Origin of the sequence: Clostridium simiarum (assembly GCF_018919175.1) — a bacterium.
GTDB classification, from domain to species: domain Bacteria; phylum Bacillota; class Clostridia; order Clostridiales; family Clostridiaceae; genus Clostridium_L; species Clostridium_L simiarum.
The window spans coordinates 1,555,092-1,581,504 of sequence record NZ_JAHLQL010000001.1; the positions used below are offsets into that span (position 1 = coordinate 1,555,092).

At 30.4% G+C, this 26,413-nt stretch carries 23 protein-coding genes and 2 riboswitches; of the genes, 8 read left to right on the forward strand and 15 right to left on the reverse strand.

The genetic code is table 11. The features are described from left to right. Positions 1-30: 30 nt before the first annotated feature. From KQI89_RS07295 to KQI89_RS07325, 7 genes are all read right to left on the reverse strand, one after another. Positions 31-2,412, reverse strand: a complete 2,382-nt coding sequence (locus KQI89_RS07295; protein WP_216456516.1) for a homocysteine S-methyltransferase family protein — start codon at positions 2,410-2,412, stop codon at positions 31-33. Beyond that, complete coding sequence (locus KQI89_RS07300) at positions 2,402-3,079, reverse strand: methionine synthase (protein ID WP_216456517.1); 678 nt, start codon at positions 3,077-3,079, stop codon at positions 2,402-2,404. Before KQI89_RS07300 ends, KQI89_RS07295 begins: the two co-directional genes overlap by 11 nt. Then, positions 3,061-3,234, reverse strand: coding sequence for a hypothetical protein (locus KQI89_RS07305; protein ID WP_216456518.1), 174 nt, complete (start codon positions 3,232-3,234; stop codon positions 3,061-3,063). The genes KQI89_RS07300 and KQI89_RS07305 overlap by 19 nt, the downstream gene beginning before the upstream one ends. A 34-nt stretch (positions 3,235-3,268) precedes the next feature. After that, on the reverse strand, positions 3,269-4,156 hold the full coding sequence (metF, locus tag KQI89_RS07310; protein WP_216456519.1) for a methylenetetrahydrofolate reductase [NAD(P)H]: 888 nt from the start codon (positions 4,154-4,156) through the stop codon (positions 3,269-3,271). A 1-nt stretch (position 4,157) separates the two neighbouring features. Continuing rightward, positions 4,158-5,453, reverse strand: coding sequence for a homocysteine synthase (locus KQI89_RS07315; protein WP_216456520.1), 1,296 nt, complete (start codon positions 5,451-5,453; stop codon positions 4,158-4,160). Between the two features lie 277 nt (positions 5,454-5,730). After that, positions 5,731-5,847, reverse strand: a riboswitch (SAM riboswitch). A gap of 73 nt (positions 5,848-5,920) precedes the next feature. Beyond that, positions 5,921-6,027: riboswitch (SAM riboswitch) on the reverse strand. 125 nt (positions 6,028-6,152) lie between these two features. Next, on the reverse strand, positions 6,153-6,761 hold the full coding sequence (locus KQI89_RS07320; RefSeq protein WP_216456521.1) for an acetate uptake transporter: 609 nt from the start codon (positions 6,759-6,761) through the stop codon (positions 6,153-6,155). 310 nt (positions 6,762-7,071) lie between these two features. Next, entirely contained in the window at positions 7,072-7,665 is a 594-nt protein-coding gene (locus KQI89_RS07325; RefSeq protein ID WP_032122402.1) for a TetR/AcrR family transcriptional regulator, read from the reverse strand. A 281-nt stretch (positions 7,666-7,946) separates the two neighbouring features. Here KQI89_RS07325 and KQI89_RS07330 point away from each other — a divergent pair, with 281 nt between their 5' ends. From KQI89_RS07330 to KQI89_RS07345, 4 genes are read left to right on the forward strand one after another with little or no spacing between them, the layout of a single operon-like run. Further along, a complete protein-coding gene (locus KQI89_RS07330; RefSeq protein WP_216456522.1) occupies positions 7,947-9,473 on the forward strand; it encodes a phytoene desaturase family protein in 1,527 nt (508 codons plus the stop codon). A 5-nt stretch (positions 9,474-9,478) separates the two neighbouring features. Next, positions 9,479-10,645 (forward strand): FAD-binding oxidoreductase, encoded by a 1,167-nt coding sequence (locus KQI89_RS07335; RefSeq protein WP_246582970.1) that lies wholly within the window; start codon positions 9,479-9,481, stop codon positions 10,643-10,645. 23 nt (positions 10,646-10,668) lie between these two features. Continuing rightward, a complete protein-coding gene (locus KQI89_RS07340) occupies positions 10,669-11,451 on the forward strand; it encodes a hypothetical protein (RefSeq protein ID WP_216456523.1) in 783 nt (260 codons plus the stop codon). Positions 11,452-11,473: 22 nt separating this feature from the next. After that, a complete protein-coding gene (locus KQI89_RS07345; RefSeq protein ID WP_216456524.1) occupies positions 11,474-12,391 on the forward strand; it encodes a DUF5692 family protein in 918 nt (305 codons plus the stop codon). A gap of 189 nt (positions 12,392-12,580) precedes the next feature. Here the strand turns inward: KQI89_RS07345 and KQI89_RS07350 are convergent, their stop codons facing one another. Next, on the reverse strand, positions 12,581-13,099 hold the full coding sequence (locus tag KQI89_RS07350; RefSeq protein ID WP_216456525.1) for a hypothetical protein: 519 nt from the start codon (positions 13,097-13,099) through the stop codon (positions 12,581-12,583). Between the two features lie 364 nt (positions 13,100-13,463). Further along, on the reverse strand, positions 13,464-14,519 hold the full coding sequence (locus KQI89_RS07355) for a YdcF family protein (protein ID WP_216456526.1): 1,056 nt from the start codon (positions 14,517-14,519) through the stop codon (positions 13,464-13,466). A 452-nt stretch (positions 14,520-14,971) separates the two neighbouring features. On the opposite strand from KQI89_RS07355, the gene KQI89_RS07360 reads away from it, so the two are divergent. Further along, a complete protein-coding gene (locus KQI89_RS07360) occupies positions 14,972-16,048 on the forward strand; it encodes a DUF6709 family protein (protein WP_216456527.1) in 1,077 nt (358 codons plus the stop codon). Positions 16,049-16,231: 183 nt separating this feature from the next. On the opposite strand, the gene KQI89_RS07365 is transcribed toward KQI89_RS07360, so the two are convergent. Beyond that, positions 16,232-17,611, reverse strand: coding sequence for an MATE family efflux transporter (locus KQI89_RS07365; protein WP_216456528.1), 1,380 nt, complete (start codon positions 17,609-17,611; stop codon positions 16,232-16,234). 159 nt (positions 17,612-17,770) lie between these two features. Continuing rightward, the gene (locus KQI89_RS07370) at positions 17,771-18,787 is read right to left on the reverse strand and encodes a helix-turn-helix transcriptional regulator (RefSeq protein ID WP_216456529.1); all 1,017 of its coding nucleotides are present in this window, start codon (positions 18,785-18,787) and stop codon (positions 17,771-17,773) included. Between the two features lie 244 nt (positions 18,788-19,031). Here KQI89_RS07370 and KQI89_RS07375 point away from each other — a divergent pair, with 244 nt between their 5' ends. The 3 genes from KQI89_RS07375 to KQI89_RS07385 are packed head-to-tail and all read left to right on the forward strand — an operon-like array spanning position 19,032 to position 21,798. Next, positions 19,032-19,643: an MptD family putative ECF transporter S component gene (locus KQI89_RS07375; protein ID WP_216456530.1), complete on the forward strand. Its 612-nt coding sequence runs from the start codon at positions 19,032-19,034 to the stop codon at positions 19,641-19,643. Further along, positions 19,643-20,323: an energy-coupling factor transporter transmembrane component T gene (locus tag KQI89_RS07380; protein ID WP_032122411.1), complete on the forward strand. Its 681-nt coding sequence runs from the start codon at positions 19,643-19,645 to the stop codon at positions 20,321-20,323. Before KQI89_RS07375 ends, KQI89_RS07380 begins: the two co-directional genes overlap by 1 nt. Then, entirely contained in the window at positions 20,323-21,798 is a 1,476-nt protein-coding gene (locus KQI89_RS07385) for an ABC transporter ATP-binding protein (RefSeq protein ID WP_216456531.1), read from the forward strand. The genes KQI89_RS07380 and KQI89_RS07385 overlap by 1 nt, the downstream gene beginning before the upstream one ends. 45 nt (positions 21,799-21,843) lie before the next feature. Here KQI89_RS07385 and KQI89_RS07390 read toward each other — a convergent pair whose 3' ends face one another. The 4 genes from KQI89_RS07390 to KQI89_RS07405 all read right to left on the reverse strand — a co-directional run bounded on the left by KQI89_RS07390 (position 21,844) and on the right by KQI89_RS07405 (position 26,409). Beyond that, a complete protein-coding gene (locus KQI89_RS07390; RefSeq protein ID WP_216456532.1) occupies positions 21,844-22,857 on the reverse strand; it encodes a helix-turn-helix transcriptional regulator in 1,014 nt (337 codons plus the stop codon). 482 nt (positions 22,858-23,339) lie between these two features. After that, positions 23,340-24,563: a 6-phosphofructokinase gene (locus KQI89_RS07395; RefSeq protein WP_216456533.1), complete on the reverse strand. Its 1,224-nt coding sequence runs from the start codon at positions 24,561-24,563 to the stop codon at positions 23,340-23,342. A gap of 89 nt (positions 24,564-24,652) precedes the next feature. Then, the gene (locus tag KQI89_RS07400; protein WP_216456534.1) at positions 24,653-25,306 is read right to left on the reverse strand and encodes a bifunctional 4-hydroxy-2-oxoglutarate aldolase/2-dehydro-3-deoxy-phosphogluconate aldolase; all 654 of its coding nucleotides are present in this window, start codon (positions 25,304-25,306) and stop codon (positions 24,653-24,655) included. A 53-nt stretch (positions 25,307-25,359) separates the two neighbouring features. Then, positions 25,360-26,409, reverse strand: coding sequence for a PTS fructose transporter subunit IIC (locus KQI89_RS07405; RefSeq protein ID WP_032122416.1), 1,050 nt, complete (start codon positions 26,407-26,409; stop codon positions 25,360-25,362). Between the last annotated feature and the right edge of the window lie 4 nt (positions 26,410-26,413).

Here is a 26,413-nt window from a genome sequence, read left to right on the forward strand (position 1 = left end):
AAACCTCCTATAATATGATTTTATAAAACCCTAATTACGCTCCTTAAAAAACTCTTTTGCAATTTCTACTGATTCATTTGCATCTTTAGCATAATAGTCAGCACCAATCATATCTGCATATTCTTTATTTAACACAGCTCCTCCTACCATGACTTTACATTGAGGGTTAAGGCTTTTTAAATCTTTTATAGTATCCTCCATACTTTTTACTGTAGTGGTCATTAATGCACTAAGTCCTATTAATTTAATGTTGTTTTTAATAGCTTCCTCTATTATAATCTCCTTACTTACGTCCTTTCCAAGGTCAAGGACTTCAAATCCATAACTTTCAAGAAGTACTTTAACAATATTTTTACCAATATCGTGGATATCCCCCTTTACCGTAGCTAAAATTATTTTTCCATTGCATATTGGTAAATCCGACTTTTCTTTTATCTCTTCCTTTATAACATCAAAAGACTTTTTTACTGTCTCCGCTGACTGTATTAGTTGTGGAAGAAATATTTCTCCCTTTTCGTACCTTTTCCCCATTAAATCTAATGCTGGTACTATATATTGATTAACTATTTCAAGAGGTTTTTTATCATTAAGAAGGGAACAGGTAGCATATTTTGCTTCTCCTTTAAGGCCTTTTAATATTATGCTAGATAAATCATCATCAACCGCCTCTTTTTCTAATTGTTTTTTATCATTAATAATATCTTTATAACATTCAATATATTCTACAGAACCAACATCATCGTTTCTAAAAACCTTAGAGGCTTTTACAGTATCCATCATATCCTTATCCATAGGATCTATTATAGGCAATGAAAGACCTGCCATAAGACTTGCTGATAAAAAGGTTCTATTTAAAAGCCTTCTATTAGGCAATCCAAAAGACACATTTGAAACTCCTAGTACAGTCCTTACATTTAACTTTTCCTTTACTAATGTAATGGCACTTAAAGTTTCTTCTACCTCTTTTTGTTGAGCTGCCGCTGTTAATGTTAAGCAATCAATATAAATATCTTCTTTCCCTATTCCATAATCCTCAGCCCTTTTCACTATCTTCTCGGCTATTTTAAATCTTTCTTTTGCACCGCTAGGTATACCTTTATTATCTAATGTTAATCCAATCACTGCTGCACCATATTTTTTTACTATAGGTAAAATGGTGTCTAGGACTTTATCCTCTCCATTAACTGAATTTACAATAGCCTTGCCATTATAAATTCTTAATGCACTTTCTATAACCTTAGGATCATTAGAATCTATTTGAAGAGGAACATCCAATATAGCTTGAATTTCTTTAATGACTTTTATCATAGTTTTCTCTTCATCTATTTCTGGTAATCCTACATTTATATCTAAAATATCTGCTCCTGCTTCTACTTGCAATATTGCTTCCCTCAAAATATAATCTATATCATTGTTTCTTAGTGCTTCTTTAAATAATCTTTTACCCGTTGGATTAATTCTCTCACCTATAACCTTTATTCCTTCAATAAGCACTACCTTAGTTGGAGTACATACTGCGCTCATATCTTTAGTTTCCCTCTTTTGTATCTTTATATCATTTAGCTCTTTTGTTATACTTTTTATATACTCATCATTAGTACCACAGCATCCCCCAATTATTTTAACTCCCTTTTCTAAATATTTACGACTGTATAACGCAAATTCCTTTGGGGAAATATCATAAGTTGTCTCTCCATTACAAATCCTCGGAATCCCTGCATTTGCTTGCACCATAACTGGAATCTTTGATACTTTTAATATTTCACTTATTATAGGTTCTATTTCTTTAGGTCCTAAGGAACAATTGACTCCTAATGCATCTACCCCAAGTCCTTGCAATACAGTTGTCATTGCAAGTGCTGTGCATCCTGAAAATGTTCTCCCGTCTTCTTGGAAACTCATGGTACAAAACACTGGTAAGTTAGAATTTTCTTTCGCCGCTAATACAGCTGCCTTTGCTTCATATAAATCTGTCATAGTTTCGATTAATATCAAATCAACCCCACTTCTAACTCCTTGGATAATTTGCCTTTTAAATATTTCATAAGCCCTCTCAAAGCTCAAATCCCCCATAGGCTCTAATAAACGTCCAATAGGTCCTATATCTAAAGCTATAAATACCTCTTCATTTTTAATGGCTTCTTTAGCATTACTTACGGCAGTACTAATCACTGCCTCAACTTTAAATCCAGTATCTTTTAGTTTTAATTCATTAGCACCAAAAGTATTGGTTGTAATAACTTTAGAACCTGCGTTAATATATCTTTTATGAACTTCAATTACCTTTTCAGGTTCTTTAATATTTAGAATCTCTGGTAACTCACCAGCCTTTAACCCAAGACTTTGAAGTATAGTTCCCATAGCCCCATCAAAGATTAAAAAATTCTTCTCTAAATACCTCTTAAGTTCCACATCTCTCACCATCCCTTCTAAAATTACAGCTTAAATAATTATTACATCCTAAGCACTTTTTATTTTCTGTTTTATACTTTTTATCCACCACTCCAACTATTGCTGTAACAGATTTTCTTGGTGTTAAAATATTATGGGATGATATTGTAAGCCCTATAGTTCTATGAGCATCAATTAGTGATATAAAATCAGGCTGCATATCTAAAGATAAATCTCCATACCCCGGACTATATCTAGAGGTTAATATTTTATCCTTCTCTTCTACACTTTCCTCTATTTCAACACAAAGCTTATCACACACTTCCTCTATGGCAGTATTAGCACAAGCATCTAATATTACTGCTTTGGTCATATCCAATTTTTCATAATATTTTATTCTAGTATCTACAGCTCCACCTAAAGTTACAGCCATTAAAATACATGTATCAGCCTTATCTAAATGCATGTAAATATCCTTGCTTTCTAAAACCGTACTACAATTATCTAGTGTTATTTTTCTGTTATTCTTATTTACTTTAAAGAACTTATACACATGTTTTGCTTTTATTAAAATTTTAATTTCATTTATGCACTCATCAATTAACTTCTCAATATTTTTATCTAGAGCTTGTTTCCTATATCCTAAATATCTTAAAACTTCATTTTTGTCTATAAATAACTTTTCCATGAATTCCAACCATAGATATTAAGATTTAAACCATGCTTTAATATGTTTTTATTATATTGTTTAGCTCTATTTTTTCCAGTTAATGCTGAATACTTTCTTATATATGCTGTCACAACTTTTGTATTATCTAATTGAAAACCTTCTACCTTCCCCAAAGCAACCCCTCCATATTTTATTAACTAGAATTTATTAAACAGCTTGTTTTTTGTTTATAGAATTTATTACTGAGCCTATATTCTCATTTATCTTTTTTGCTATATAAGGGTTATTCATAGTGTAAAGATGAATCCCTCTAACCCCTGTAGAAATTAAGTCTACTATTTGATCCATTGCATAAGCTATACCTGCATCCCTTAAAGCTTCTTTGTCATACTCGTATTTTTCTAATATCTTTATAAATTTTAATGGAACATTAGACCCACAAAGGGAAACTATCCTTTCTATTTGTCTTTTATTAGTAACAGGCATTATACCCGCTTGAATTGGTACCTTTATACCCTTTTGTTCCACTTTATCTAAAAAATTATAAAAACAATTATTATCGAAAAATAATTGAGAAATTAAGTGTTCTGCCCCTGCCTCAACTTTCATCTTTAAAACTTCAATATCTTGTTGTAAGTTCTTACTCTCTATATGGCCTTCTGGATAACAGGCTGCTGATATACCAAATCCTTTATTTTTCTTTATATACTCAATAAGCTTGCAAGCATTATTAAAATCTCCTGAAATTTTAGTTTTCCCTAAAACATCTCCCCTCAATGCTAATATGTTTTCTACCTTTTTCTCTTTTAGTTCCTGTAAAATCATTTCCATAAAATCTTTATTAGAGTTTATGCAAGTTAAATGAGCTAGAGGCTCTATACCATATTTGCTTTTAACTAAAGAGGATAATTCAGAGGTTTTATTACCCTTGCTACTCCCTCCAGCACCATAAGTTACACTAATATAATCTGGCTCTAAGTCCCTTAACTCCTCCAAGGTATCATAAATAGTTTCTATTGGTGATGTGACCTTAGGTGGAAAAATTTCAAAGGAAAATACCAACCCTTTTTCTTTAAATAAATTGTTAATATGCATTTTAGTTCTCCTTAATTACTTGATTAAGAGCTTGATCAAGATCATAAATCAAGTCATCAGCATCTTCAATTCCTATAGAAAGTCTTATCATATCAGGGGTAACACCTGCTGCTTTCTGTTCTTCTTCATTTAACTGTGCATGAGTTGTACTAGCAGGATGTATAACTAAAGATTTAGCATCTGCAACATTAGCTAGATGGGAAAATATTTTAAGACTTTCGATAAATTTCTTACCTTCATCCACGCCGCCTTTTATCCCAAAGGTAAATATTGATCCAGCACCTTTAGGAAAATATTTTTCTGCAAGTTTATGGTACTTACTATTTTCTAAATTAGGATAATTTACCCAAGACACAAGGGGATGATTTTCTAAAAACTTTACAATCTTTTTTGTATTTAATACATGTCTTTCTACTCTTAACGAAAGAGTCTCAAGCCCTTGAAGAAAAAGGAATGAATTAAAAGGACTAATAGCGGCTCCTGTATCTCTCAAAACCTGAACTCTTACTTTTGTAATATAGGCTAACTCTTTTAAGTCAATTGCATATCTTAGCCCATGATAGCTTAAATCTGGTTCTGTAAGGTCTGAAAACCTTCCGCTTTTTTCCCAATCAAATTTACCTGAATCTATTATTACTCCACCTATTGAATTCCCATGTCCACCAATGAATTTTGTAGCAGAATGAACTACAATATCCGCCCCAAATTCTATAGGTTTTATTAGATATGGTGTTCCAAAAGTATTGTCCACAATTAACGGTATCCCATTTTCATGAGCAATTTTAGCCACAGCCTCAATATCAATTATGTTTATTCCTGGATTTCCTATGCTTTCAATATATATAACTTTGGTTTTTTCACTTATTACCTTTCTAAAATTTTCTGGTTCATCAGGATCTACAAAAATTGTTTTAATCCCAAATCTAGGTAGTGTAGTAGAAAAAAGATTATAGGTTCCTCCATAAAGGGTACTGGCTGCAATAATCTCATCACCTGCTCTAGCTATATTAATTATTGAATAAGTAATTGCAGCTGAACCAGATGCTACTGCGAGAGCTCCAACTCCCCCTTCAAGAGCTGCTACTCTCTTTTCAAAAACCTCTGTAGTAGGATTCATAATTCTAGTGTAAATATTTCCTTGCTCCTTTAAAGCAAATAAATTTGCACCATGGTCAACGCTATTAAAAACATATGATGTTGTTTGATATATTGGAACAGCCCTTGCTCCCGTATGAGGATCTGGTTCTTGTCCTGCATGTACTTGTAATGTATCAAAATTTAACTTTCTTTCACTCATTTTAATCTCCCTTTCCAATCTTTTAATGTGATTTTCTTTAATATTAAATTTCATAAAAAATAACTTCTTATTAAGGCCATTGTTATGCAATGAACTAATTTCAAATATAATCTAGAGAACAGTTAAAAATTATTTTTTATTTATCCTTCCACAATTCCTAATGATAAAATATAATAAAAATCTTCTTATTTAATAATTAATAGTAAAGTAAAAAAGCCCCCTTTCTCAAAATTACTTTGACGAAAGAGAGCTATACTCAATAAATAGTACGCAACCTCTCTCATCTTTCTTTAGATAAAACATCTAAAGCAGGAGTTGGCACCATATATGCAAATGATACATACTGGTTGCCGAGGTTTCATAGGGCCTTTCCCTCCACCTCTCTTGATAAGAGTTAAATTATTTAATTTTCTAAGGATCCATCAATCAATAAAAAAAACCTCTTTGTTAAAAGAGGTTACATCGTCTGCTTATCTTTCAACACTTGTTGTAGGATTTAGCACCATATATGCAAATAATGCATACTGGTTGCTGGGTTTCATAGGGCCTTTCCCTCCACCTCTCTTGATAAGATCCATATTTAATTTATATAATAATAACAAGTCTTATTTAATATGTCAAGGGGAAATTTCCAAACAATGATAATATTTAAAAACAATTAAAAAGGTACTCCATAATTAATTACGGAATACCTCTTTTTTATTTAAAAATCCCAAAAGGCTTACCTACTGGTAAAAACACCTTGCCAAAGTGAGTATTTAATACTGCTGCAGCACTACCATAAAAAGATAATATTGCTATTATAAATTCCGCATATGCAGCAATGCTATGTGAAAACTCTTTCATTATTCCAAAAGAATTTAATGTTAATCCTAAGAATAAAAAATCGATAGCTACAAATATAAAGAATAGAACCTTATGAGTCTCCATTGCCCCTATAGTCATAAATGCAGTAAATATTAAATATGCCAAAAATGCAAATCCAAGTTGTCTAGGATCTACCTTAGATGCAAGTTCCGTACCAAAAACTCCATTTTGTATAAGCCATGTAAATCCCATAGCAAACCAAAAGAATGCATAAGCTGCAAAGGCAGTAGCTCCAAAGGTATTATTATGCTTAAAATCATTTATACTTGCAAGTAATTGAGCAAAAGCACCTAAAAATATTGCCCAAGGTAAAACAAAAGAAACATCTTGTGTAAAACCAAGCTTTTGTGAAGATGCAACTAGCGTTATAACCGCAAGACCAAATAAACCCAGTGCAGATGGATCTGCTGTAACTATCTGTACTTTATTACTATTATTCATTTTTATCCCCCTGTATAATAAATTAATCCGCTAAGTTCTATGTACATTGTTCTTTAACCTTTAAAAATATAATAATCTTAAAAAATCCAAAATACCTCCTATTAAATAAAAAGACAATGAATAAAACAAATGCCTCTCCAATTTATTATAAATCTAAGAGAATGTCAATGAAAATATTCTATGAAATATTAACCAATTTATAGTCTCAACAATATTCTTTCAGATATTTTAAAAGGTTACATTCCTTTTTTTTAATATCCTCATAATTTATAACTCTAATTTTATTATCTTTTGTATATATCACTAATATTTATTTGCTTTTAAAACCCTTAAGGAATACCTTCACAACCTTTTCTGTTTCCTCTGGTAAGGAGTAACTCCCCTCATAAAAGCACCAGTCGAAAACCATTCCCCGACCTATACGCATGCAATCCCATGACAATTGAATAGAATCCGTTGTAGGTAAAAACTCACCAGAAGACACCCCTTTTTCAATTGCTTTTCTAATGGCATCATAAGGATATCGAGTTGCTTCTATTGAATATTTTGAAGGAGAGCTAATGCTATGTTTAAATATATCTGCCATAAACTTATATCCAAGCTCTTCTATGGATTTCATAGCTTGCTTAAAAATTTCAAGGATTTTATCATAACTGCTATTATATTGGATGGACTCTACACTTTCTTCAACCAATAAATCTATCTTCATATAAGCATTCTCAATTATCTTTTCTTTTGACTGAAAATAATGATAAAAAGCTCCAGTTGAAATATTAGCACTTTCACAAATATCTGTGATTCTAACGGAATCAAAACCATGAATCTTAATTAATTCCATAGCTTTTTCAGTAATTTTTAATTTTGTAGCTTTAGCCTGATTTTGTCTACTTGTTAATTGTTTCATATCTCAATTAATCCCCTTTCAACTTTATTATATCATCACAATTTTATTAAATAAAATTAATGTAATTTTATTTACCTCTTTTAAATAAAAAATGTTCTTTTATACACTATCTAAGCATATTTCTTTGTAATATGGAATATTTAGTATGGTTTGTTAAATCATTGACAATCCTTATAAAACATGGTAGTATTTAAATAGAATCAGATTCGGTGAAATTGATTCTGTTTAAATGTTTAATAATTTTGCATAGGCAAGATTGCATAACAAAGGGGGTACAATAAATGAATTATGATGTAATTGTTATTGGTGCGGGTAATGGTGGTCTTTCTTCCGCTACAAAACTTGCATTAAAGGGGAAAAAGGTTCTTGTTTTAGAAAAACACAACATTCCAGGTGGATGTGGAACAAGTTTTAGACGTGGTCGTTTTGAATTTGAGGTGGCATTACATCAACTAAGTTCAATGGGTAGTCCAGAAAATCCTGGACCATTACGCAAACTTTTTAAAGAGTACGGTATTGAAGATAAGATAGATTGGGTTCCCATAGAATCTTTATACAAAATCAATCTTCCTGGTGGATTTGAGCAGTCCTTACCTGCAGATCGAGAAAAAGCTGAACAAGCTCTTTGTAAACGTTTCCCTAAAGAGAAGGAAAATATCTTAAATTATTTTAAAACCGTTTTCGCATTTAGTGATGAAACTGAACAGTTTATAGCAATGCAAGGTAAAGCTTCTGGAGAGCCTGGAACCTTTAAAAAATTTATTACAAAGACTCTTTTTAGAAAAAAGTTTCCTACATTAGCAAAATACGGCCTACGTAGCTCACAAGATGTACTAGATGAGTTCTTCAAAACCAAGGAATTACAGCTATGTTTAAATGCATATTGGTGTTTCATGGGTATGCCGCCAAATAGATTCCCATTTTCTATTTTGGCTCGCTGTACAGCCATTTATATTTCAGATAAACCTTACTATTTACGAGGGGGTTCCCAGGTAATCTCTCAAGCTTTAGCAGATGTTATTCGTAAAAATGGTGGAGTTGTAAAATATAATTGTGGTGCAAAACAAATTGTTGTAAAAGATGGAGTTGCCGTTGGTGTAATTGACGATGAAAATAATGAATACTCCTGCCATACAGTTATTTCAGGTATTTCTCCTATTGATACCTATTTCAAATTAATCAAACCTGAAGATTGTCCTGTTAGTGCAAAGGAATATTTAAGTAATTACACCGTTGGTATTTCAGCTCTTACTTGCTTTATTGGTTTAGATTGCACTCCTCACGAAATTGGTTTTACAGATTCCTTTAACTTGATTTATGCCCATACAGATTGTAATGAAGCCTTCCAAAATTCTTATAAACTTATGCCAGATAAAGATCCACTTATTACTACTTGTTATACAATAGATGATCCAAGCCTTAGTCCAGCTGGTACAAGTATCATTACAGCAGGTGCACTAAAATACGGTAAAGCTTGGATGGAACTTTCTTCAGATGAATATTACCAGACAAAATATGAGGCTGCTAATATTATTATTGATCGTTTAGAAGAAAAGTTTCCTGGTATCCGATCTCATATTGAAGAAATTGAAGTTGCAACACCTTTGACACATATGCGTTATCTTCATCATCCAGAAGGAGCTATTTACGGGTTTGAACAGGATTTAAAGTCTTCAGTTTATTTCTTCCCAAGGGATAATCAAGTTAAAAATTTAACCTTTTCAAATGGTTGGGTAAATATTTGCGGCTTTGGTCCAAATTATATGTATGGTAATGCTATTGCTGATGAAATTTTAAGTGAGGTGTAAGTAAGATGAGTAATATGAAAGAACTAATTATAAAGCAAATGGATAATGGTGCTGAGACACTTATGGATATTGAAATTAGTAAAAAAAACGGAAAGGATTATCGTCTTGAAAGAGGTCGTAGAGAACAAATCATTAATAGATTGCATAAAGATAATCTTAAACTAGTTGTGTCTGAAATTATTGAAATTAATAAGGATGCAAAAACTTTTCGTTTAGTAGCAAAAGAAGGATTACTGCCTGTATTTCAAAGTGGTCAATATATAAATATCTTTGTAGAAATTGATGGCATTTTAACCAGTCGCCCTTACAGTATTTGCTCTTCTAATAGGCAGCATGCTTATTATGAAATTACAGTTGCTCGTATTGCTTCTGGTTTTGTATCAGATTATTTCTTAGATAAGGTAAAGGTTGGTGATGAATTTACTGCTAATGGTCCTGCTGGTTCTTTCCACTACAATCCTGTATTTCACAGCAATAAGTCAGTGTTTATTGCTGGGGGAAGTGGAATTACTCCTTTTATGAGTATGTCTCGTGAGGTACTAAATACAGGGCTTCACAGAGAAATCCATTTGATTTACGGTTGCCGTAATGAAGAAGTAGTGTTATTCAAAGATGAACTGCTTAATATGGCTAATAGACACAGTAACTTCACCTTCTCACTAGTGCTTTCAGAACCTTCAAAAGAGTATTCAGGACCTACTGGGTTTATCGATGCTGCTTGTATTAAAAAATTAGTAGAAGATATACAAGGTTCTACTTACTATATTTGTGGCCCTCAGATAATGAATGACTTTGTTTCCAATGCACTTTTGAGCCTGAATATAAAACCAAGAATGATTCGTAGAGAAATGTTTGGTAGCCGTCAAGACATTCAAAACGAGGTAGCTTGGCCAACTGAATTAACAGGTAAAGAAACTTTTACTGTTACCATAAACAAAAATAAGAAAATACCTGCTGTTTCAGGAGAATCCTTATTAACAGCCTTGGAACGTTCAGGTGTTCGTGTTAACGTATGTTGCCGTAGTGGTGAATGTAGCTTATGCCGACTACAATTACTCTCTGGAAAAGTATTTATGCCAAGAGGTGTTTTATTACGACATGCTGATGAAAAGTTTGGCTATATACACTCTTGCAAATCATATCCTATATCTGATTTAGAAATTCAAATATAAAAAGATTGAAGGAGGATTTCACAGTGAATAAATTAACTAATAAACCCTGGTTTAAAAGTGTAAGCCCCTTTGTTTTACTTGTTTTACTCACTGCTTTAATGACATCATTGTCAATCCTTACATCCTATGAACCAATATGGGCCAATGTGCCCATTAACATTATTATGCCTATTGTGGTTTTATTAAAGTTAAAATCCGTATTCTTTGAAAAGTTAAAACTATCCACATTATTATTAATGCGCATATTAATTGTTTTTTCAGTGTTAAACATTTTTCCTGGAGATTTATATGTGAAGATTATATTAATATTTTTATGCATCAATATCTTAGAAGCCACCTTAACGGATCTTAAACGTAAAAAATACTGTAATGTGGTTACAGGAATAGTTCTTATAGCAACTATTTTCTTCATTAACATTGAGTGGCTAGATTATTACTATTTAGCAAGTTCTAAAGGTTCACTTGGAATGATTTTTTGGATTATCGCTTACACTATTTGGAACTGGATTTTTGTTACAAATGAGTTTAGTCCATCTATTGCTAAATTTCATCTAGGAGTATTAGCCGCTCCGCTATTAGGTATTTTATTTAATTTTAATCCTGCCCTTTGGTTGATATTTAGAGGTAATTCATTAACTATTGCAGGTATTATTCAAATCTCAAACAAAGAGTATCTTGAAGAAAAGTTTGCAAGTGATGGCTTCTCTAAATTTGTTCAAGCTACAGCCAAAAAGAATATTCAAATTATTTTAATGATAATAAATCTTGCATTATTATCAGGTATGGTTATAATTTCATTATTTTAAACTTTCATAAGGGGGTGCTGGAATGTTTTTATTTGATAAAATTCCTTGGTATTCTGCACTAATGGCACTTATACTATTAACTATATTAATTTTAATTAATGAAATAACAAGAAAGAACAAATGGTGTGCTATATCCGTCTATATTATCTTGCCTATTGTGTTAACCTTTTCTTTATGGCCTAAAACAGCTGGAGCTGGTTCTTCTGTTGGATACTGGTTTCCTTGGGTTAAGACTTACTCTGCCCTTGCAGGGGTTATAGGCTTTATGGCTTTAAGATATGTAAAAGGCTTAGATAAAAATAAACTTATGCTTATGTTTCCACCTTTTATTTTAGCCTTGAATATTTTAGAGGCTGTATATCGTGATTTTCAATGTTTTGGAATTCAAGGTGTTGAAAATGGTTTAGTTATGATTGGTGGTCTTTGGAATATCATTAATGGTATTGCAGGTATCCTAAATATAGTTACCCTTACAGGCTGGTGTTCAATCTTTATTTCAAAAAGCAAAAGCAAAGATATGATTTGGCCTGACCAACTATGGTTTTGGATTATTGCCTATGATTTGTGGAATTTCTCCTATACTTATAACTGTATTTCAGACCGTTCTTTCTATGTAGGATTTATTTTACTTTTATCCTGTACAATCCCTGCCTTTTTCATAAAAAAAGGGGCGTGGCTTCAGCATCGTGCTCAGACCTTGGCATTATACACAATGTTTACACTTACAATTCCAACCTTTGCTGATTCATCAAGGTTTGCAGTAAAATCTTCACATAATACAAATGTATTATTAATTGTTAGTATTTTATCCTTAATAGCAAATGCCTCAGTTTTGATTTATGAAATTAAACGTATAAACCAGCATAAACTAAATCCATTAAATGATGACATATATTTTGATTTAAAAGCATATAAAGATGTTATTTCTGAAAACAAATAATTATTCAAAGAAAGAGATATGATACTACAGGTATCATAATGTTAATAAAAAGAATTTAACCTTAAAGAGGATGCTACATAATTAATTATGTAGCATCCTCTTTATTGCCTTTAATTTGTTTTTTCATAATTTTAGCCATAGACTTAAACCTTATTCACAAATCTATAACAAAAATCACCTTTTAAATTATCAATTGTTCTCATGTCCAATAATAAGGGTTATTTCCTTCTTTCTTTTTTCATTTAAATTTTCATTATGAACATTGCTATCAGTATCTTCTTCATAATAGAAAACTAACTTTCCAGAAACACCTTTTTCTGTTTTAAACTCAAAAACTTGCATATCATAATGCCCACCATCTTTATTCCAATCATATATGGGCACTCTGTTCTTTTTAATATAACTTTTCACAATTTTAACATCCTTATCTGTGAAATCATTTACTTTCCACATATCTTTCATAAGCTTGTGATGAGGTATATAAATAGAAAACTTATCATTTTTTAGATCTATGAGCATCTTATCACCATATTTAACTAAATATACTTTTTTAAAAATTTTATGATTATCCACATAAATATAAGCATAATCTGAAATTTTGCTTTGTTTAAATCCTGGAATAAACAAATAATAAACTATATATCCTAAAAGGAGCAAAATAAACGTACTCATTAAAAAGTTTTTTGATTTTTTACTTATTCTTTTCATAAAACCCTTCCCTAAAATAACTCACTACTACATTTCCATCATGTTCTATATAATATATTATATAGAACTCATAAATATAGTTCTAAATTTTTTATATAACATATTAATGTATTTCTCATCAGCTATTTATATAAATTTAATGAAAAAATCTTATCTATAGTTAATTATGATTATAGTACAAGATCAGCTAATAGGAGCTATAAATAACAAATTAAAAGAAAACTATGGAAAGGTTAGGCTAGTAATACTACAAAAGAACATGAAAAATTATTATATGCTAATTTAGAAGAACTAAAACTATAGTTATAAAAAAATCCAGGGAACATTAAAATCCCTGGATTTTTATACCTAATATAAAACACCTTTATCTTGGCAATACAAAATATATATTAATAAAAGTAAGGACTGTTGAAATAATTGCAGCTAATACTAAAATAAAAATATGAAAGTTTTTTTGCATATAAAGAACTCCAATAAATTCACGAATTAATGCATTTAACCAAAAGTAAAATTTAGTTTTAGATCCTGCACCATCACATTTAAGTTCAACTTTCCTTGCCCATAAAAGTGCACGGAAGACATGAAAATTGTTTGTTACTATAATACATCTATAACTTCCTTTTAGACCACGATTTCTAACATCTTCTTGAATTAATCCCTTTGAGAAAAGCATGTTTTCGTATGTATCCACTGCCTTATCTTCTATAATGATATTCTCTTGTTGTATACCTTTATCCATGGCGTAACTTGCCATTGCATCCCCCTCTGATATCTCTTCATCCTCTCCTTGACCTCCTGTAAAAATAAGCTTAACAGGTCTTTCTTTTGTATTATAGCGTTGAAAAAGTTGGATTCCTTTATCAATACGACTAGCTAATAATGGTGTGACCCGTCTTCCCATTAATCCACTTCCAAGCACAATAATATAATCATATTTTCTAAAAGGATTAGGCACAAGATTGAGCCAAGAGGCAATAGCAAAACATAACATAACAAAAAAGAAATAGGTAGTTCCAAATGAAATAAATGCAAAAATACCTTGCCATATAGGATTAGTAATTTTATCTATAAAGAATGGTATAATAAATACCCAAATCACTAAAAATATTCCAAGAAACAAAGAAAGAAAATTACGAAACTGTCCTCCTTCCCGCTTTATTAACTTAAAAGCTGTAGCAAATAAAGCAAAAATAAAAGACATCAAGTAAAATGGGAATCCAATGATAATTATTCCTGTTATTATTAAAACAATAATAAATAAAATATTAGTTTCATAAGTGTCTCCTAGAATTGCAAGTACAGCTAGTGAAGTTCCAGCCCAAATCAGAAAACCAAACCCACTCCATAAACTTCTACGTTCCAGAAGTAAAATACCTATTAATAAGATACTAATAAGAATAAAAAAAATATATAAATACATAAATACCGTTGACTTATCTCTATAAATACATAATAGAAAATAACTTAAATCTAGCAACATTTAATAGCTATTATTATGCTACTACTTCTCTTAATTCTTAGTTTTTCTCTACCTTTAGAGTTCTTTAAAATCTTTATATAGTCAACGCTTTTCACCTCCATTCACCTTTGCCTTATATACATATAATTTCCCATTAAGTCTGCTAATATAAATTATACAATAGCTCTTACCCTTTAAGAAGATAAATTTCATAACTTTAATTAAAACTTTAGCGAAATTCTTACATCCACTTATAAAAACAAAATTATATGAAATTATACAATTAATTCAATATATTCTGTATTATAGTATACTTATATGTGAAATAAAATTAAAATTATGGACTATTTTCAAAAAAATATATATAATAGAAATTGTTGAGCAAAAAATGTTTAAATAGGGGGATTTTGTTAATGAAACAATCGTATTTTATAAATGCTTATAAAAAAAGATGGACTTCTAGAGTTAAAGCACTGATATTATGTGCCCTTGTTGTTTTGGCACTTATAGGTATTGGGATATATACCTATTATAATAATACAAACAATGCAACTGTGGTTAATAATGGTGAAGATTACAATAAAGCTCTTAAGGATGATAGTTATATACAAATTTCATCAGATATGCTATATGACCTAGATATTGTAATAACAGAAACAAGAAGTAAGTTGGGAATTAAATTATCAGAGAAGGTAAAATCAAGATTTGTAGCCATAAATCTACCTCCTTTTACATTAGCAGTAGCTCTTCCTGAGGATGAATATATAAAACTTATGGAACAAGAAAATGGTCCTTACATATTAACTGGAACATTAGTAGAACTTAAAGATAGCGAATTAGAAATCTTAAAAACAGCTATTAAAGACAACCACCTTCTTTCAGGAGGTTTTCAATTAGTACCCTATCTCCAATACTTAAATTATGAAAAGCCAATTAATTCAGCTTCAGTTTATTTTACGTTTGCAGGTTTATTTACCATATTTGTTTTAGCCCTATATATCCATGGTATGAGAAAAAATTCTATGGCGCTAAAAAGTCTTAAGAATTTTTACAATGGAGATATTGAAGTTGCCTATGAAGAAATTGATGACGAACTTACTTCACCAGATGTATATAAAAATGGACCTATTACTATAACTAAAAACTATATAGTTGTAAAAACTCAGCAGATTGTATTTGCTCTTCCACTTAAGGAGTTAATGTGGGTATATAAAGAAACTATAACTAAAAAAGTATATTTTGTTATTCCAGCTGGTAAGATAAATAGCTTAGTATTTGTTTTTTCAGATAAGCATACATATAAGGTTGATTTATTTAAAGGTGAGAAAGTAATTGATGAAGTTATTGAATATATCTTTAATAACTACTCTAATACATCCTTTGTAGGATATTCAGAAGAACTTCAAAATCTGTTCAAAAAAGACCCAGAGGAATTTATACTTAATTGGAAAATCCATAAGGAAAAAGAAAACATTTTGACACATAGTTAGTTTTTAAAAGCCTTTTATCCGCTGTTTATCACAGCAGATAAAAGGCTTAACTTATGAAATATTCTTTACTTCTATATTTAAATTTTCCAACCACTAGATTCCTGTTGTAAATTCCAAAGCTTTTTATATAACCCATCTTTAATGACTTATGATAAGTACTCTTCATATGAACATTAGAATAACTTAAGCGTAAACACTGTCCTTCGATCTTAATACATTAAATTCTTTTTTAACCATCATAATAGTAGCTAACACAATAATTACATCTATTGCAAATGTTCCATAATAGATACCTGAAACCCCAACAAATTTAGGTAAAATTAGCATAACTGGTATATAGAAAACTACCTGTCTTACAATTCCAATTATAGCGGCAGGTTTACCCTTATCAATAGCTGGAAAAAATGTCATTGACATAAAAATTGTTGCTAACAATGGTAATATTGCCATATAAATTCTAAAATAAGTTAATTGAGTCCCTATAAATGGTTGATCTGGTAACATTAATCCTAAAATAAGGTTAGGAGATATCATTGAAATAAGCCAAAATGGTAAGGTCAATATGGTAGATGTAACTAAGAATACTTTAAAGGAACTAATAACACGTTCATATTGCTTTGCACCATAATTAATACCTGCTACTGGCTGCAGTGCCCTCATTAATCCAAAGATTGGTGTTAATAAAAATGTGAATATACGGTATACTGCACCATAAAAAGCGATATCTGCTACTGTACCATATTTAGATAATGCATTAAAAACAATAACAGCTTGTACTAAATTCATAAAACTCATAATAAAGGAAGAAATACCTAGACTAAAAATAGATTTTATAATATCTTTATCTCTATAAATTGAAAAAACCTTCGATTTAAAGGAAGCATAGCCTTTTCCAAAGTAAATCCAACCAATAAATGTATAAACAAACATCCCTATATTTGTTCCCCAAGCAGCTCCATCTACACCTAGATTAAATACCACAATAAGAATATAGTTAAAAATAATATTAACAACTAATCCTATTCCCATCATTATTGCTGCTGACTTCATTTTGCCTTCTGCTCTTACAATCATATTTCCAGCTAATCCATATATCCAGAAAAGGGACCCTAAAATTGTAATTCTAAAATACCTATCTCCTAAAACTAAAGCCTCTCCTTCTCCCCCCATAACCTTTACTAATTGAGTTGAAAAAATTAATCCTAATACTATATATATAGCTGTTGTAATAATAGAAAGATAATTAACGTTACCTAATAACCTTTTCTGTACTCTTTCATCTTTACTACCTAAAGCAATACTTAATGCTGAACCTGCTCCAACTCCAATTAAAGATCCTATCCCTACACTGATTTGAGATAGGGGGTAGGCTACAGAAACCCCTGCTAAAGCAGTTTCACCTATAAATCTACCAACAAATATAGCGTCACATACAGAGTTTAGCCCATATAAAACCATGGCAATAACCGCTGGCCAGGATAGATCAAACATAACCTTCCACATATTGTTAGATAGAATAAATTGTTTTTGCTTTTCTTTTTCTTTTATCACAGCTTCACTCAAATTAATTCCCCCTTATTTCTTATGAAAACTTCTGTCTTAAAAACTTATCCCAAATTAAGCTTAACCCTATGTAAATCTTACATATATTGATAACAATTATCAACTCCACTAAGTATTATTTGTACTCCAAAAAGAAAAAATCATAAATAATATTTTTTATTACTTACGATTTTCAATATTCTTATTAACTTTTCTGCACTCACTAGGAGTTATATTAAACTTACTCTTAAATGCTTCTGAAAATTTACTAGGATTAGCATACCCTACAGAACTTGCAATTTCTGCTATGCTTTTATCTGTATTTTCAATCAAATACTTTCCTTTGTACATCCTAACTTCTCTTAAATACCCATAAGGAGTATTATTGAATACTTCTTTAAATCCCTTCTTTAGTTTATATGAATTTGTATTACACATTTCCGCTAATTCTTCTATACTAGGTGGACACTCTATATTTTTAATTAAAATCTCCTTAGCTGTATATATATATTCTTTATCTTCTTTTGTTAAGTTTATCTCTTTTCTCTTACTAACCCCATAACTTACACTCTTAGATATAATTTCCATAAGCTTACTTTGGCATAAAAGTAAACTTGTAATATCTTTAAAGTTATAATTGTACTTAAGCAAATCTTTCATATCCCACTCTATACCAGCAGGAGCCTTTACCTTAAAGTAAGCATTTCCTTTAAATATAGATTCTATAGATTTATCCCATTCCCTTAACATATCCTCTTCACATTCTGGAAAGAAAAACTTTTTAAGTTCATCAGCATCTAGCCCTATTATAATTCCAGAATAATTATTAAGCTCCATGTTAAAACACTGAGAATGTGGTAATTTATAATTTCTATAAAACATTAAATCACCTTTTTTTAAATGAATCAACTGATTTTCAATTTCTAGATTTATAGTTGCTTCTCCATCTATACAATAATTAATTTCTATAAACCTTTCCTCATTTAAATCTGAATTTAATAGTTCCCTATTAAAAGTATGGTTTTCACATAAACAAAATTCTAGTCCTTTATTTAATATAACTCTGTTTAGTACTCCACTACCTAAGTAATCATTTACTTTATATTCAATAAATGTAGGTTTAGTTATAGTTCTAGTTAAAAATCTATCCTCCATTATATTGAAATACAGTTCATTTATATTTTTACTCTCTTCCATCTTTAAACCCCTATGTATTTGATAACATTGATTCTCATTACCATTATTATAGCTTATTTATAATAAAAGTAAACTATTCTTAATTTAATTAATGTATTTGAAAATCCCGATTTGAGTCTATATATTCCTAATTTGAGTAGATAAGCTGCCTATAAGAACATATAATTGATTACGACAATCATTTGCATATACAGCTGTAACTATAGGCAACATCTTAAATCTTAATTTTTAGGAGGTATTAATAATGAAAACAAAAACAGAATTTAAAAATACTAGTAGCTTAGCGGTTAAGGATCTAGCCACTATTGGTATTTTTAGTGCAATTATGATAGTAGTCTTTATTGCGTTTTCCATAATAACAGGGGCATCCTTATTTTTCAACATGATTTTTAATGCGGTATTTGTATCCTTTATCTTAGCTCCATTCTACGTTTATATGTGTATGAAAGTAGGAAAACCTGGTATAGCACTGATTTATAATCTTATTCATGCATTACTTGTTTTTTTCATGATGGGACCTTTTATATCACCTTGGTTCATTGTTGGGGGAATTATTGCAGAACTTAGTATGTTAGGAAAAAATAGCTATAGAAGTATTACTAGAATTTCTATTAGCTGGGCAATTACTATGTTAGTACGTGCAACTCATGGCATGGCAGAGATATGGTTCTTTAAAAATGCTTACATGGGTAGCGGTGTAAGCTCAGAACAAATTGCTATTCAAACTAAATACTACACATCTCTTCCATGGGTATTATTAAGTTGTACTGCTACTATTATAATGTCTATACTAGGTTGCATGTTAGCTAATAAAATTATAGCTAAACACTTTAGAAAGAGTGGTTTAATCAATTAATGAAGTTAGATTTCGATTTTCGTGCTAAAATATTTATTCTATTTTTAGACATGCTTCTTGTAGCATTTATTACAACTGATATTATTGTTTACAGTATGCTTTTCATGTTAACGATTTATTTAATTTTACAAGGATATTCTAGAAAAGCTTTTAAGTTGCTAGTTATAGCTTGCATAGCAATTATGCTTAAAATACTCTCAATGGGACAGGGCATTACCATATTAATACCAGATATGTTCTTATTTATGATTATTCGTATCATGATTATGTTAATGGCAGCTCAGCCCATTATAGGTATGCCCCCAGGAGAGGCAGTTGCTGTATTTAAAAAGATGAATATACCAAACTCCTTTGCCTTGCCTGTAACCTTTATGTTAAGATTTATCCCAACAGTGAGGAGTGAATTTTCAAATGTATTCTCAGCCATGCGTCTTAGAGGATTGTTATCCTTTCGACATCCTCTTAAAACCTTAGAGTATGTATTAGTACCAATTATGATACGCTCATCCAAAGTATCTGATGAGCTTGCTGCTTCAGCAGAATCAAGAGGAATTACCTACCCCTACAATCATACATGCAGAAGAGATATTTCATTTAATAAAAAGGATGGACTTTTATGTGCTATAGGTGCTGCAATCACAGTATTATTATTTATATTTGAAAAGGTGGTAATTGCCTAATGATACAATTTGAAAACGTAACCTATTCATATTCTGAAAAGGCCAATAACAGTCTAAAAAATATAAATCTAAACATTAAAAAAGGAGAGTTTATTGTACTTACCGGTAAAAGTGGCTGCGGTAAAACCACTGTTACTAGAATTATAAATGGATTATCAACAAAATTTTTTGATGGAAACCTTACAGGAAAAGTTATTATTAATAATGAAGATTTAAGTAAAATTCCTCTTTGGAAAGTTGGTCAAACAGTAGGGTCTATTTTTCAAGATCCTCGTAGCCAATTTTTCGCAAGTATTACAGAAGATGAAATTGCCTTTGGGTGTGAGAATTACGGATTTGATAAATCTACTATACATAATCGTGTGGATGATTCAATTCAGAAAATAGATGGAGAAAATCTACGTGAAAAACTACTTTACCCCATGTCCAGTGGTGAAAAACAAAAGATTGCTATTGCTTCAGTTTATGCTGTTAATCCAAAAATTTATGTATTTGATGAACCTTCTGCAAATCTTGATATGTATTCAGTTATAAAATTAAAAGAGCTTATGTTATTCTTAAAAAATAGTGGACATACAATTGTTGTAGCCGAACATCGTTTGTACTATTTAACTGATTTGGCAGATCGTTTTATTTATATGGATGATGGTGAAATTATTAGAGAATATACCCCAGCACAAATAAAAAGTCTAGATAAGGATAAAGTAAATAGTCTTGGTTTACGTTTAACTAACTTAGAATGCCCAATCCCTCAAGATAAAATCTGTATATCTAATAGAGAGCCTTCTATAGAAATACAGTCCCTTAGATTTTCTTACGGTAAAACCAGTATATTTTCTGATCTTACTATAAAAGCCTATCCTGGAGATATAATTGCAATCATAGGGCATAATGGAGTTGGTAAAAGTACCTTGTCACAGATCTTATGTGGACTTATGAAAGAACAGTCTGGTTGTATTTTATATAATGGTCATAAAGTAAGAAAAAATAATAGGAAAAAACTTGCCTATTTTGTTATGCAAAACACGGACTGTCAGCTTTTTGCCCAAAGTGTAAAAGAGGAACTAATGCTCAATAACTCCTCTAATATGTCTGAATCTCAAATAGAAGTCACTCTAAAAAGATATGGATTATGGGAGTATAGAGATAAACATCCTGTTTGTCTTTCTGGTGGTGAAAAACAACGTCTTACATTGGCAGTGGGTGATATGCTTAACCCTAATATTCTTATTTTAGATGAACCTACAAGTGGCTTAGACGGAGAGAATATGCGCAGAATTTCTTCTCATTTAAAAAATCTTTCCAAAGAGAAAAAAACAATTTTTGTTATCACTCATGATTATGAGTTTGCTGTTTCTACCTGTAATCGCGCTATACAACTTGCAAATGGTCGTTGTCATATGGATTTTTTAATAAATGGAAACTCTTCAAAGTTACTTTCATGCATGTTAGAAGCTAATTTAGATGCACTATAAATATCTTATATTAAAAGGTCTAATATTAAATTTATATTAGACCTTTTAATTTTTATTGTTAGCTACATTTTTTAAATACTCTCCTGGATTAACACCAAATTTTTTGCGGAAGGCTAGTGCAAAGTGACTCTTATTTGCATACCCTACATAATTTGCCACTGAACTAACATTTATTTTGTTTGTTTCAAATAACAATCTAGCCATTTCTAATCTTCTATCAATAATATAAGAATATACAGTTTGTCCAAACAATTCCTTAAATCCATTTTTTAACTTAAACTCATTAATATATATCATTTTAGATAATAATTGCAAGGAAGGTGGATTAATTATATCCTTATCTAAAATCTCTTTAGCTTTGTACAAACTCATTATATCCTCCTTTGAAAGCTTTACGAAATCATATCTTTCTTTTTGAAAAACTGTTTCATTAAGATATATTGCTAAAAGTTCAAGAACCTTACCTTTAATATAAATATCCTTCAACCCCTTCTCATAAGGACAGCTGAGTATTTGTTGTAAAATAACATTTATAGCGGGAGTTATTTGAGATTTATAAAGTATATCATTAGATTTATCACTACAAAAAATACCCCATTGATCCTTTACATCTTTAGTAATTTGATTAAATTTACTTGGATGAATTTTGATCTCTATGAAGTGAAATCTATGTTTTGATAAATAAGTACATTTCTTTATTTTTTCTATTTTTTTAGAATTAGATAAAAAACTTTCCCCACTTGAAATTTGAAAATTATTTTTGTTTTGTGAAAAATCCCATTCCAATTTATCTCCAAGACAAAATAGCATATCTACATGTGGCATTTTGGATACACCTTGAAACTCTATTGTCCTATCTAATGTCATATCAAAATCTATAATTTGTAAACCCTCATAAGAAGAAATTTGTCTTATATATCCACATCCAATTTCTTTAGGAATTTCAAACCTATACATATTTCCTTCTAAATTATATATTTTACTAAATTCTTCGCAAATGATACAATTTTTATCATGCAAATTATTTGTTTCATATTTTTTTATATAATCATTAGCCATATTTTTACCCCCTCCTTTTCGAAATTTATCCCATGACTATCCCATTTAATACTCTTAAGGATGGTTACATACCTGGATAAGTATTTCTAGATTCAGAAGGATTGAAAATTCCCTCTAAAGCCAAGAACCATTTTATAAACAGTACTGATTATCATTATTACTTATTATATCACTTATAAATTTAAAAATGTTACTTTCACAATATTTACATTAAAATAATCATCACAATTATATAAATGTTATATTATATACCTAAACATAAACTCTCTTTAATTTAGGTATAATAAAAAGCACCTAATTAGATAGTTGCCCTTTACCATACTTAACTATAAACCCTCTCACTTATTATTTCATTTTTATCTCATAACTAAAATAAAAATCTAGTGAAACTGTTACTCTAAATAACAAATCTTCACTAGATTTTATCTTTTTGCTGTTATAAAAATGTAAAGTCATAAATTATAAAAATATAAATTCATAAATTATAAAATCATATGTTTTGGTATTCCATTCCTATACTCTATTTCAACCTCTCCTTGAATAAGAGGAAGTAAATAATCTATCATTTCCTGTTGTACTCCATTACCTTCTTTATTTATCCAATGTAATGGTACTTTCTTTTCAATATTTGCAACTTCTGATACTGGTACACTTGATAATTCAATTTCATAGGGATTATTACTTTTACGAATTATAGTAGCCATTACCCCTGCATTTCCATCAATTGCACACTGACATGCTTTCATACCTAAAAGCTTAGATTCTTCAATATCAGTCCTACTTAAAATATGAGCACTACATCTTTGCATTAAATTTAACTCTATAGACCTTACTTTACAACCTATTTCTTTCCTTACAACCTCCTCTAACACCCTGGCTGCACCTGATATATATTTATGTCCAAATGAATCTACCATATCACTTTGAACTTCTTCTGATATATATCTTCCATCTTTATTCTTAATTCCTTCACTTATTGCTACCAGCACATTAGATTTAGTTTTAAAAATATTTTTTATAGATTCAATAAAGTTATCCATATCAAAATCTGATTCACATAAATATATTAAGCTTGGACCATTCCCACCTGCTTGTTTACTTAAAGCTGATGCAGCTGTAAGCCATCCTACATTTCTTCCCATTACTTCTACAATAGTTACTGATTTAGTATTATATACACTTATATCTCGTTCTATCTCAGCAAAAGTTGTAGCAACATATTTGGCTGCAGAACCAAACCCTGGACAGTGATCTATTTTTGCTAAATCATTGTCTATTGTTTTTGGTGCACCTACAACTTTAATATCATCTATTTTATTTAATTCACAATAGGCAGCTAACTTGTATACTGTATCCATAGAGTCATTTCCGCCTATGTATACAAAATATCCAATATTATATTTTCTAAAAACTGCTATAATATCTTTAAGCTTTTCTTCATCCTCTTTTTTATCTCCAAGCTTATATCTGCATGAACCCAGTGCAGAAGATGGTGTATTAGAAAGAAGGTTCATTGATTCTGTATCTTTAACTTTTTCTGTAATATCTATAAACTTTTCTTCAAAGACCCCTTCTATTCCATTAATAGCCCCATAAACTTTTCCTATATCACCTTTTTTGGTATAGGCATAAGTTAGAACACCCACTAGTGTTGAATTTATCGCTGCAGTTGGACCTCCTGATTGTGCTACTAAAAGATTCTTCATTCTACATCCATCCCTTCTGAAACTTTGCTTTACACCGGAAATGAACTGTTGTACCAAATTCTATATATTTATATTGGGTGATTTTTGTATTATTTAACATTAGCTATTTTTATAAGTTCTTTTGCATGTTCAGTTAATGTTTCAAACTCACCTGCATTTACCATATTTTTATTTGTTATATAGCTACTAATTCCCGCACCTACAAATCCTAAATTTAGAAAATCTCCTAAATTGTCAGGAGTAACTCCGGCAGTTGCAATAAACTTGACATTATTAATAGGTCCTAATATATCTTTAACATATTTTACCCCTAGTGTAGCTGCTGGAAATAACTTCACAAAATCTGCCCCTGCATGATGGGCAGCCAAAATTTCTGTTGGTGTCATAGCCCCTGGTATAGTTACTAAATCCACCTCATTAGCTATTTTTATAATTTCAATATCTGAATTAGGAGATAGTATATATTCAGCTCCTGCATTTTTTGCAGCAAAAACTTGGGCTGGTGTAACTACTGTTCCTGCTCCGATTTTAACCTTGCCATCAAACTTAGAAACTAATGTACTGATAGCTTCTGATGTTTTTTCTAAACAATTTTCATCATTTTGATCAAATGTAATTTCAACTAATTTAACACCACCATCATATAATGCCTGTACTAATTGAACTAATTTTTCTCCATAAATTCCTCTACAAATTGCTATTATTTTATTTTCTTCAATAAACTTTATTATATCTTTTTTCAATCTATACACCTTCTAACAATTTTTTTATTGTCACCTATTTAATATTTCCTGTATTAGTTATCTGCTTTTTCAATATTTGGTTTTAATAAACCTAACATTAAAGCTGTAACCAAAGATCCTGCTATTATTGCAATAACAAACCAAAGTTTATTTTCTACAACAGGTAAAACAACAAAGCCTCCGTGAGGAACATAGCATTTTACTCCTGCAATAGCACCTATTATTGCACCTACTGCTGCGCCTACCATTCCTGATGGTATTACTCTCTTAAAGTCACTTACTGCAAATGGTATAGCACCTTCAGTAATACCTATACATCCCATAATTCCTGCTGCTAGGCCTGCATCTCTTTCCCCTTGATTAAATTTGTTTTTAAATAATCTTGTTGCTAAAAATATACCTATAGGAGGAATTGCTACTGTGATACGGAACATACCATTAGGTTCATATATTCCTTCATTCATTAATGCTAATGTAAACATAGAAACTGATTTTGTTACAGGACCTCCCATATCAAATGCATTCATACAACCAATACAAATGGCTAATAAAATTTTATTTGTTCCATTCATATTTCCTAAAAATACTGTAAGGAAATTCATTAATGAAGCTAGAGGTTCTGCTATTATATATATGTATACTACTCCAACTACAAATACGGAAACTGTTGGAATAATAAGTATAGGCATAATAGTTTTTACTGTCTTTGGAACCTTAAATCCCTTAATCCACTTAACTAAATATCCAACAACAACACCTAATAACATGGCTCCTAAAAATCCTGATTTTGCGCCATTTTCTCCAACTGGATTATTTGCTATATAACCCATAATCATACCTGGAGCTAGTCCCGGTTTTCCAGCAATTGAATATGCAATATACCCTGCCAATATTGGAATCATCATAGCAAATGCAGCTTTACCTAATACATTTATATTTAACATAAATGCATTAGTAATTTTTAGTGCACCACCTGTCTTTTCACCCGTTGCAAGAGAAATAGCTAACATTAATCCACCAGCTACAACTGCTGGCATCATAAACGAAACCCCACTTAAAAATGCTTTTTGTATTTCTTTTAATACGCTTTTAGTTTTTTGCACCTTT

Excerpts from the sequence above, each read along its gene's own strand:
- KQI89_RS07300 (WP_216456517.1), bottom strand. The coding sequence starts at position 3,079 with ATGGAAAAGTTATTTATAGACAAAAATGAAGTTTTAAGATATTTAGGA.
- metF (WP_216456519.1), bottom strand. The coding sequence starts at position 4,156 with ATGCATATTAACAATTTATTTAAAGAAAAAGGGTTGGTATTTTCCTTT.
- KQI89_RS07315 (WP_216456520.1), bottom strand. The coding sequence starts at position 5,453 with ATGAGTGAAAGAAAGTTAAATTTTGATACATTACAAGTACATGCAGGA.
- KQI89_RS07320 (WP_216456521.1), bottom strand. The coding sequence starts at position 6,761 with ATGAATAATAGTAATAAAGTACAGATAGTTACAGCAGATCCATCTGCA.
- KQI89_RS07325 (WP_032122402.1), bottom strand. The coding sequence starts at position 7,665 with ATGAAACAATTAACAAGTAGACAAAATCAGGCTAAAGCTACAAAATTA.
- KQI89_RS07330 (WP_216456522.1), top strand. The coding sequence starts at position 7,947 with ATGAATTATGATGTAATTGTTATTGGTGCGGGTAATGGTGGTCTTTCT.
- KQI89_RS07335 (WP_246582970.1), top strand. The coding sequence starts at position 9,479 with ATGAGTAATATGAAAGAACTAATTATAAAGCAAATGGATAATGGTGCT.
- KQI89_RS07345 (WP_216456524.1), top strand. The coding sequence starts at position 11,474 with ATGTTTTTATTTGATAAAATTCCTTGGTATTCTGCACTAATGGCACTT.
- KQI89_RS07350 (WP_216456525.1), bottom strand. The coding sequence starts at position 13,099 with ATGAAAAGAATAAGTAAAAAATCAAAAAACTTTTTAATGAGTACGTTT.
- KQI89_RS07355 (WP_216456526.1), bottom strand. The coding sequence starts at position 14,519 with ATGTATTTATATATTTTTTTTATTCTTATTAGTATCTTATTAATAGGT.
- KQI89_RS07360 (WP_216456527.1), top strand. The coding sequence starts at position 14,972 with ATGAAACAATCGTATTTTATAAATGCTTATAAAAAAAGATGGACTTCT.
- KQI89_RS07370 (WP_216456529.1), bottom strand. The coding sequence starts at position 18,787 with ATGGAAGAGAGTAAAAATATAAATGAACTGTATTTCAATATAATGGAG.
- KQI89_RS07375 (WP_216456530.1), top strand. The coding sequence starts at position 19,032 with ATGAAAACAAAAACAGAATTTAAAAATACTAGTAGCTTAGCGGTTAAG.
- KQI89_RS07380 (WP_032122411.1), top strand. The coding sequence starts at position 19,643 with ATGAAGTTAGATTTCGATTTTCGTGCTAAAATATTTATTCTATTTTTA.
- KQI89_RS07385 (WP_216456531.1), top strand. The coding sequence starts at position 20,323 with ATGATACAATTTGAAAACGTAACCTATTCATATTCTGAAAAGGCCAAT.
- KQI89_RS07390 (WP_216456532.1), bottom strand. The coding sequence starts at position 22,857 with ATGGCTAATGATTATATAAAAAAATATGAAACAAATAATTTGCATGAT.
- KQI89_RS07395 (WP_216456533.1), bottom strand. The coding sequence starts at position 24,563 with ATGAAGAATCTTTTAGTAGCACAATCAGGAGGTCCAACTGCAGCGATA.